The organism is Acinetobacter parvus DSM 16617 = CIP 108168 (assembly GCF_000368025.1).
Lineage (GTDB): Bacteria > Pseudomonadota > Gammaproteobacteria > Pseudomonadales > Moraxellaceae > Acinetobacter > Acinetobacter parvus.
The window spans coordinates 395,464-404,884 of record NZ_KB849211.1 but is presented as its reverse complement, the minus strand read 5'-3'; the positions used below and the strand labels follow the sequence as shown (position 1 = coordinate 404,884).

At 34.5% G+C, this 9,421-nt stretch carries 9 protein-coding genes and 3 pseudogenes; 6 read left to right on the top strand and 6 right to left on the bottom strand.

The features are described 5' to 3' along the window. Positions 1–337 (bottom strand): annotated as a pseudogene (locus tag F988_RS04035) (transposase); the annotation flags it as partial. Between the two features lie 18 nt (positions 338–355). On the opposite strand from F988_RS04035, the gene F988_RS04030 reads away from it, so the two are divergent. Next, positions 356–1,921: an ATP-binding protein gene (locus F988_RS04030; protein WP_004681226.1), complete on the top strand. Its 1,566-nt coding sequence runs from the start codon at positions 356–358 to the stop codon at positions 1,919–1,921. A gap of 97 nt (positions 1,922–2,018) precedes the next feature. Then, a pseudogene (locus F988_RS15365) lies at positions 2,019–2,382 on the top strand (IS982 family transposase); the annotation flags it as partial. Here the strand turns inward: F988_RS15365 and F988_RS04025 are convergent. From F988_RS04025 to F988_RS04015, 3 genes and pseudogenes are all read right to left on the bottom strand, one after another. Beyond that, a pseudogene (locus F988_RS04025) lies at positions 2,375–2,734 on the bottom strand (DDE-type integrase/transposase/recombinase); the annotation flags it as partial. The pseudogenes F988_RS15365 and F988_RS04025 sit on opposite strands and share 8 nt — an antisense overlap. A 212-nt stretch (positions 2,735–2,946) precedes the next feature. Next, entirely contained in the window at positions 2,947–4,236 is a 1,290-nt protein-coding gene (locus F988_RS04020; RefSeq protein ID WP_004681224.1) for a glutamate-5-semialdehyde dehydrogenase, read from the bottom strand. Between the two features lie 33 nt (positions 4,237–4,269). Further along, positions 4,270–4,923 (bottom strand): TetR/AcrR family transcriptional regulator, encoded by a 654-nt coding sequence (locus tag F988_RS04015; protein ID WP_004681222.1) that lies wholly within the window; start codon positions 4,921–4,923, stop codon positions 4,270–4,272. Positions 4,924–5,049: 126 nt separating this feature from the next. On the opposite strand from F988_RS04015, the gene moaCB reads away from it, so the two are divergent. From moaCB to modB, 4 genes are read left to right on the top strand one after another with little or no spacing between them, the layout of a single operon-like run. Next, on the top strand, positions 5,050–5,970 hold the full coding sequence (gene moaCB / locus F988_RS04010; protein WP_004681220.1) for a bifunctional molybdenum cofactor biosynthesis protein MoaC/MoaB: 921 nt from the start codon (positions 5,050–5,052) through the stop codon (positions 5,968–5,970). Further along, positions 5,970–7,214 carry a molybdopterin molybdotransferase MoeA gene (locus F988_RS04005; RefSeq protein ID WP_004681219.1) on the top strand — a complete coding sequence of 415 codons (1,245 nt, stop codon included), beginning with the start codon at positions 5,970–5,972 and terminating at the stop codon, positions 7,212–7,214. The genes moaCB and F988_RS04005 overlap by 1 nt, the downstream gene beginning before the upstream one ends. 19 nt (positions 7,215–7,233) lie before the next feature. Then, complete coding sequence (modA, locus tag F988_RS04000; RefSeq protein WP_004681218.1) at positions 7,234–7,992, top strand: molybdate ABC transporter substrate-binding protein; 759 nt, start codon at positions 7,234–7,236, stop codon at positions 7,990–7,992. A gap of 16 nt (positions 7,993–8,008) precedes the next feature. Continuing rightward, a complete protein-coding gene (gene modB / locus F988_RS03995; RefSeq protein WP_004681213.1) occupies positions 8,009–8,689 on the top strand; it encodes a molybdate ABC transporter permease subunit in 681 nt (226 codons plus the stop codon). A 19-nt stretch (positions 8,690–8,708) separates the two neighbouring features. Here the strand turns inward: modB and F988_RS03990 are convergent, their stop codons facing one another. Both F988_RS03990 and F988_RS03985 read right to left on the bottom strand, forming a co-directional pair. Beyond that, entirely contained in the window at positions 8,709–9,164 is a 456-nt protein-coding gene (locus F988_RS03990; RefSeq protein WP_004681212.1) for a molybdenum cofactor biosynthesis protein MoaE, read from the bottom strand. A 1-nt stretch (position 9,165) separates the two neighbouring features. Then, a complete protein-coding gene (locus tag F988_RS03985) occupies positions 9,166–9,420 on the bottom strand; it encodes a MoaD/ThiS family protein (protein ID WP_004681211.1) in 255 nt (84 codons plus the stop codon). Position 9,421 lies beyond the last annotated feature (1 nt).

Sequence of the window (9,421 nt, the reverse complement as noted above, 5' to 3'; positions counted from 1 at the left end):
TTAGATACTGAAATCTGAAGTGAGTCGTCGATTAACTTTTGTGGTTGAAGCGGCCCAGTTTCTTCAACACACCTTCTAAAAAATCAATTTCTAATGCCTGCTCACCGATTTTTGCATGTAGTTTTTTTAGATCGATGGGTGGTTCTGTTGGAGCTTTTGATTGATCGAAAGCTTGCGAGGAAGCTGAGATCAATTGATTTTTCCAGTCAATAATTTGGTTTTGATGAACATCAAACTCAGCACTCAATTCAGCAAGTGTTTTTTCTGCTTTAATCGCAGCAAGTGCTACCTTAGCTTTAAAATCATTTGAATGATTTCTTCTTGGTCTACGTGCCATAAAATACTCCTTATATCGATGTTTATAACATCATTTGGGGAGCAAAATATCACTTATAGCTGTTGTTCAAATTTCCTGATCCACCTCTTTAAAATAGCATTAATTGGAACGTTAATTGATCGTTTAGGTGTTAGGGAAAATGTATTTCATCGAACTCTAGAAACCGTACCTGAAATTGATGCTAACTGTTTTTCATTAGAGGGTGAAAGATTAACTAACTTTATGCGTGTTATTGCCAATATATCTGGATATTCACAGAAATTATCTCTAGGGCACTATACTTTGGATGAAGCAGCTGATGCTTATCTTAATGGAAATAAATTTTTTCAACGTCATGCCGTTATTGTAGGTAGTACAGGTTCAGGTAAATCATGGACAACTGCACGGGTATTAGAACAGGTTGCTGGTTTAAAAAATGCTAATGCAATAGTTTTTGATATTCATGGTGAATATAGTCCGTTAAAAGGCGATGGATTTAATCACTACAAAATTGCAGGGCCAAATGATTTGGAGTCCGGAAAGTTAGACAAAGGAATTTTATTTCTTCCTTATTGGCTTCTTGGTTATGAAGCTATGACATCAATGTTCGTTGATAGAAGTGATCAGAATGCACCTAATCAGACTATGATAATGTCAAGAGCTATAGTAAACGCAAAAAGAACATATTTAGAAAGCACTGGTCATACAGAAATTTTAGCCAATTTTACTATAGATAGTCCAATTCCATTCTGCATAAATCAAGTTATACAAGAGCTTCACAGTTTAAATACAGAAATGGTAGCAGGTGTGAGAGCTGGAACTGAAAAAGCCGGAGAGTTTAATGGAAAGTTAAGCAGATTAATTCAACGGCTTGAGAATAAGCTTACAGATAGAAGATTAGGATTTATATTTAAAGGCACTGAGGAAACAATGTGCTTTGAATGGCTTGAGAAACTAGTTATTTCCCTAATTGCTGGAACAAAAGACCAGCTAAGTGAAACAGGAGGGGTGAAAATAATAGACTTCTCTGAAGTCCCTTCCGATATATTACCCTTAATAGTTAGTTTAGTAGCTCGAATTATATTTTTTGTTCAACAATGGACTGAGTCTAGCTATAGACATCCTATTGCAATTTTTTGTGATGAAGCACATTTATATATTCCTGAGCGCCATCAATCAGGCAGTGCTAATGAAATTTCTGTTGAAATATTTGAGCGTATTGCTAAGGAAGGTAGAAAATATGGCGTGGGCTTAGTGGTTATTAGCCAACGCCCATCAGAGGTCAATAGAACGGTATTAAGTCAGTGTAATAACTTGATAGCAATGCGTTTGACCAATGGTGATGATCAAGCTGTTGTGCGACGACTGCTTCCTGATGGGTTGGGTAGCTTTGGAGATTTACTACCCGTATTGGACACGGGTGAAGCTCTAGTAGTAGGAGATGCTAGTTTATTACCAACACGAATTAGAATCTCTGAACCTTCTCAAAGACCAAATAGTGGCACTGTCGATTTTTGGGAAAAATGGTCAACTGATCTCTCTATAGGAAAACATAATATTGCAGTTGATGGATGGAGGAAACAGACTATGCAAGAATTTAATTAAATCTATATAACCTGAATCGCGCATAAGAAATTGACTTGAAAAAAAGGTGGCTGAAAACAATTAGGGAGTTACCACATAACCTACGCCTTCAACTACCATGTTCGATTTTACATATTTCTTCTGCATGATTGATGACTTTTTTCAGAAATTTGAAGCAACCTACTTGGGAATTTTTAAAAGACAGCAACAAGCGTTTTAGAATACAGTCTTCTCAATTGAAAATTTCAGAAATTGTATTTATCGCTATTTGGTCTAAATGCTGTAATTTAAATAACTTCAAAGCATTATTCTTTTCATTAAAGCACAATCATAGTCAACACTTTTGATATTTACCGTGTTACCAACGAATGGTTTATCTCATCAGAGCACATCGATTGGCACTACATGCTTTACATTTTGCCTTAATGAAAGACTGTCAGAGTCACTATTTATTGATTCAATCACACTCCCTCCCTGCCTGTGCTCAAGGTTTGGTGAACATTTTCCTTCCTGTTTTAACCGTAATAAAGCACCTCCATATGTGGGTGCTTTATCCGTCTTGATCACCCGTGGAATTTGCCACTGCTTCATATTATTTAAAATTTTTCCAAGAAAACAATAGGCTGATTTGGCACTACGTCTAGATGAAAGGTAAAAATCAATGGTATAGCCATGTTGTTCGGCTGCACGATACAGATAAGACCATCGTCCATTTACTTTTACATAAGTTTCATCAATATGCCATGAGCTCAGATCTGTAGGATTATGCCAATACCAGCGCACAGCGTAAAGGATGATCTCACCCTGAAAATGCCGACCATGGAAAGGATTCATAGGCTACACTTTTAGCTGAAACAGTTTTTAGCTTATCATTCGTGGTTATTTGCAACAGTGCCATTTAGAGTACTAGTGTTTAATTATAAGATTCTCCATTTAAGAAGTGTATTGCTGCATAAATTTTTAAGCATAACTTTGTACAATGAAACCATCATGCAGACTAACTTAAATAAACTTAGCTCCGATAAAGTCGATACAATTCAATAATATTAAAGGGGAGAATGATTAAATTTTTTAAACCCCTTAATATAATCATCAACAATATGTAGATTTCCAATTAAGTGATACTTATAAGTGGTTAAGCCTTCTATTGCAACAGGACCTCTTGGAAGGACTTTATTTGTACTTATTCCAACCTCTGCTCCAAAGCCGTAACGGTACCCATCAGCAAATCGTGTTGAGCAATTATGATATACATTTGCAGAATCTACCTGACGCATGAAAGTTTCAGCATTTATAGAATTTTGCGTAATAATTGAGTCCGTATGATGTGACCCATAAGTGTTAATGTGATTGATGGCTTCGTTGGTATCATCTACAATTTTTAAATTAATACTCTTATCACCATATTCAATAGACCATGATTCAGGTGTTAAAAATTCTCTATTAACAATCTTAGACACTTCTTGATCTGCATATATACTGACTTGCGATTGATCTAACTGACTGACTAACTGGGGAAGAAATTCGGAAGCAATAGATTTCTTAATTAAAAGAGTTTCTACTGCATTACAGGCAGCTGGATATTGGACTTTTGAATCCATAATCATATTTAAAGTCTGTTGAACATTATCAATTTGATCAACATAAATGTGGCACACACCATCTGCATGGCCCATAACGGGTATGTTTGTATTATTTTGAATGTAGTCGACTAATTTTTTTGACCCTCTAGGAATAATCAAGTCTATATACTGATCTTCTTTTAATAATTGATCTATTTGAGATCTTGCATGTAAAAGGGTCACTATTTCTAAAGGTAGTTTTTTTCTTGAAAGTATTTGATGAACAATTGCCATCAAAAAGCCGCAAGTTCTTTGGGCTTCCATTCCCGGTTTTATAATTAAGAAATTATTAGTTTTAATCCCAATTCCAACAATTTGTAAAAAGGCATCAGGTCTAGCTTCTAAGATAACGCCAATTACCCCAATTGGATAAGACTGCTTGATTAAGGTAAGGCCATCATCTAGCTCCCTTACAAATTCCTTTTGGGAAATTGGATCATCTAGATCAATTAATTGATTTAATCCTTTAATACAACTATCTATTTTATATTTATCAAATTTTAAGCGGTTTAGTAAGGACTCATCGGAAGTATGCTGTTTAGCAATTTCAAAATCCTCTTCACTAACTTTTATTATTTGATCACTCCTATTTCTAATTTCCTCTATTAGTTCCTTTAATATCAGGTTTCTATCTTTGTTACTTAGAATGGTCTTCTTTGATAGCAAACTTGCATTTTTAACTAACGTTGGTAAACATTCATCAATGAGGTTCATAATATTTAAAGTCCAATTATAGAGTTTTAAAAGTCACTTCTTTTCAGAGATATCAAAATCAAAAATGTCGCACACTAAGGTGTCGTCATTACCATTTTCAGATATTTCTCTAAAGTCATATGAGTCTTTAATTTTTTTAGCATCAATTGAAAGAGTAGAGGCGGATATAGAGTTATAATTTTCAACTAAGGTATTTAGACAACGATGAACAGCATCAGGATTCTTTGAAACCTTCATCATAATTACACTTCCTTCAAACAAAGAAATCACATCCTCAGCAAAAGTACTTTTGGATTCCAAATTTATTTTTTCATTCATCGAATTTATTAGAAGCTTTTTCCAATTCTCGAAAAAATTTATAACTCTTGTGTGTGCAGATTCGGGAAGACTTTCAGCCAAAAGGTTAGCCATTAGGCAAGATTGTTGTTGTACGAAAAAATCAGCTGTTCTGCTTAAAATTTCTTGAATATCTTTGGAATCATTATCTTGAATATATTCAAAAAAAATTGCTTCCACCGCATCGATAACTGCTAATAATATGTCTTCTTTGCTAGCAAAGTGGCTATATAAACTTCCCTTTAGAAGGCCAGTTGCCGATGCAATATCACCAACAGTAGTAGCATTGAATCCCTTATCTCTAAAGACCGTAATTGAGTTTGAGATAATTCTGTCTGCACTTTTACTCATAACATAATCCTTTAGGGCAAAACAAACGTTTGTTTTTATTCTAAGTTATATGTAATATTATTTCAAGCAAGCTATATTATTAAATATATATAGCCATTTTAATTTAAAATTTTGATGGATAAAAAAATGAAAGATGTGGGGATGAAAATTGACAGTTACCGCGAAGCAAAAGCTATAGGAATTTTACATGCACCACCTCATTGTATTGAGTTGCTTATTAATGGGAATACAGACAAAGGGGATGCACTAAAGACTGCTCGTATTGCTGGAATAATGGCAGCTAAAAAGACTGATGAATTAATCCCACTCTGTCATTCTTTGCCCATTTATCAAGCCGATCTAGAATTTAAGCCATATGCTACACATGTTGAAATTATTGCTACAGTTAGTACTATTGCCTCAACTGGTGTAGAAATGGAAGCTTTAACAGCTGTGAGTGTAGCAGGTTTGACTTTATACGATATGTTAAAGCCTCACTGCAAGCCAGAAGAGCTTAGTGTAAATCATATTAAATTACTTAATAAAATAGGCGGTAAATCTCATTTCAAATATGAGCTAAAAGAAGCGTTGAAGGCATCTGTAATTGTTTTATCAGATAATGTTTCAATGGGGAAAAAAAATGATACAGCTGGTAAGACTGTAGTAGATATCTTAAAAAAAGCAAATTTCCATGACATTAAATTTCAAGTGATTCCTGATTCATCGGAACAACTTCAAGCATTAATTGAAGCACAGCAAAATCTATATCCTTTAATTTTGACTGTGGGAGGAACGGGTTTTGGTGAAAGAGACCTAACAGTGGAAACAATTAAACCATTATTACAACAAGAAATACCAGGTTTAATGGAAGCTTCACGCAGTTTTGGTCAACGAAGAACGCCTTACGCTGCTTTAAGTAAAGGAATTGCTGGCTATATTGATAAAAGCTTGGTTGTTACATTACCAGGTAGTAGACAAGGGGCTCTTGAATCATTGACAGCTATTTTACCAGCATTAATACATTTATTTGATATTCAAAATAATATTCCTCATCAAGGGGGTTATTAATGAACTATCATTCAAAATTGAATACTTGTATTTCAGGTCAGAATTTAATTTCCGTTGATCAGGCTTTAAACTTAATTTTGGATACTATACAACCTCTAGATATTGAAAATATTAATTTGTCCGATGCTTTAAGTCGTTATCTTGCCAAAAGTGTATATTCGAAGGTTAATCTTCCTTTTTTCCCTCAGAGCTCAGTCGATGGTTATGCTCTTTACTGTGACTCTAATATTGAAGTAGGTACTAAATTCAAATTAATAGGTGAAATCCGTGCAGGACAAACTACAGAGTTAAAATTACAGACAGGTCAAGCCGTAAGAATTTTTACTGGTGCAAAAATACCAGAAGGGACTACAACAGTTGCCGCACAAGAAATGGTCCAGCATGTAGATTCTAAAAATATTATAGTTTTAGAAAATCTAGAATTACATACAAACATCCGCGACATCGGTGAGGAAATTTCTGCCGGTGAATGCTTAGGTAGGCAAGGAGATAAATTATCAATCGGTGGAATTGCAGCCTTGAGTATGGCTGGAATTCATCAGGTAACTGTCTATAAATATCCAAAAGTTGTAGTGGTTATTACTGGAGATGAGGTATCTGAAAGTGTACTGGATTTAGCTTCAGGAAAAATTTTTGATGCTAATTCACCTTTAATTTATACGTGGTTTTCTCAGCGTAACCAACAGGTCACAATACACCATGTTGAAGATAATAAAGAAGATTTGAAAGTTTTACTAAATAATCTAAGTCAAAATTATGATTTAATTTTAACTACTGGTGGAGTATCAGTCGGAGATTATGATTTTATTCGTCCAGTTGCTCTAGATTTAGGTTTTAAACAAATTTTCTGGAAAGTTAAACAAAAACCTGGAAAGCCAATGTTATTTGCTGAATTTAAAAAAGCAAATCAATCTGCTTGCTATCTTCTAGGATTGCCTGGTAATCCAGCTGCGGTATATGTAGGAATGCAGATTTATACAGAATGTTTACTGTCAAGCCTCCAAGGTCAAAAAACTCAACCTAAATGGTTTCAGGCTGAAATATGCCATGACTTGGTTGGAGATACTAGGGAGCGTTTTTTAAGAATGGTAGCACATTTTGAACAAGCTAAATTAACCGTAAAAAGTCTCAATAAACAACATTCACATATGATTAGTAATTTAATGCAAGCCAATTGTATTGTAAGAATTCCACCTAATACAAATGTTGCAGCAGGACAACTTGTACAAGGTATTTTTATATAATTTTTTGTAGAGGTGGATTATGAAAAAAACTATATTGGTATCTATAGCACTTTGTTCAATTAGTTCGTCTAACGCTGGTTCAGTAAAACTTTTCGCAGCAGCAAGCCTGAGTAATACTCTTACTGAGATCGCTCAAATTTATGAAAAACAGAACCCGAAAACAAATATAGTCTTAATTTTAGGAGCATCTTCATCTTTAGCGAAACAGGTCGAAGCTGGAGCAAATAGCGATATATTTTTTTCTGCAGATTTAGATTGGGTGAATTATTTAATTAAAAAAAAGAAGATTCAGGCACATAGTGCTCATCCAATACTCACTAATGAATTAGTAGTTATTAGTCCTCAATACCTAAATGTAAAATTTAAGCCGCAAGCGGACTTTAGTTTTGCAAAAGCTTTTAAAGGTCGTATGTGTACGGGCTTAATGGATTCTGTACCAGCAGGAAAATATGCCAAGCATGCTTTGATGAACTTGAAATGGCTAGAGAGCTTCAAAGGGAGAATAGTTGAAACAGATAGTGTTCGATCTACATTAACATTTGTAGAGCGCGGTGAATGTGATACAGGAATTGTTTATAAGACTGATGCTTTGATTAGTAAAAAGGTCAAAATTATTGGTATATTTCCTCGCAACTTACATCCTGCTATTATTTATCCAATCGCCCTAACCAAACAAGGTGAAAAAAATTCTGAGGCTATTCATTTTAATAAATTTATTAACACGAATCCTCAAGTAAAAAATATTTTTATTAAACATGGTTTCCACTTCTATAAATAAAGGTTAGGTTAAATATATGCTACTTAACCCTGAAGAAATATCCGCATTATACCTTTCTGCTAAAGTTGCATTTTTTGCAACGTTATTTTGCTTGCCGTATGCTATAGCTTTGGCATGGGCTTTGGCTCGCTATGAATTTAAATTTAAATTTTTAATCGAAGGGCTTTTACAACTTCCGATGGTGTTACCCCCTGTGGTTTTAGGGTATTTATTATTAATAATATTTGGTAACAATGGCTGCATTGGTCAATTCTTGAATACAATTGGTATTGAGCTAGCATTCAATTGGAAAGGTGCTGTTCTTGCATCAATGGTAGTTGGTTTTCCATTGGTCGTGCAGCCAATTCGACTTGCGTTCCAATTATCAGATCGTCAATTAGATGAGGTAGCTCAAACGCTGGGAGCATCTTTTTGGAGTATTTTCTTCAAAATTCACTTTCCTTTGGCTTTACCTGGGATTTTAATTGGTTCAATTTTAGGATTTAGTAGGAGCTTAGGGGAATTTGGGGCAACGATTACTTTTATCGGTAATATTCCTGATGAAACTAGAACGATCCCGATAGCTATTTATTCTTATTTACAACAACCTGATGGAGAATCTATGGCAATAAGATTGGCAATCCTATCTTTAGTTTTAGCTTTTTCCGCTTTGGCTGCAAACTTTTATATAATTAACAAGTACAAAGAATATAAATAATTTGCAGTGCTACGAAAAATTAATCAGTACGAATGCAACACCCTTCAACATGTTGGCTACTTCCATCCATATAAAACTCCAATTTCCAAATTGGTGCTTCATGTTTTACTCTTTCTACAGCTTCCTCACAAGCGGCAAATGCTTCTTTGCGGTGTGGCGCATAACAAATAGCTATTATAGCCATTTCACCAATTTCCAATAGTCCTACTCGGTGTACCACTCGTATATAAGAAACACCAAATTTTTTTTGAACCTCTATTTCAATTTGACGTATCAACTTTTCAGCTAATGGTACGTACGCTGTGTATTGTAAGGATTTAACTTGCTTGCCATTATGATGATTACGTACTGTCCCCATAAAAACAGCAATACCACCGCACTCAGGAAAACTTTGAATATCATCAAAAAATTCCTGTAAAAGTGGATTATTCTGAACTCTTTTAAACTGTTTCAGCTGAGTTTTATTTTGATTCATTTTAGCCACCAGCCACAGGGGACAAAAGAACCAACTGATCACTTTTGGATATAGTATCTTTACGTGTAACTATTTTGTCTTCAATTGCACATGCACATTTATCTAAAGCTTGAACAGCTGTGGGGTAATGAGTAGCTATCATCTTTAGAGCCTGATTTATAGTAATAGATTCATCTTGAGTATCGATCTTCAGTTCAAATGATTCCGGTAAGTATTCCGAAATTTTGCCAAAAGCTACAACATCTATGCTAAACATT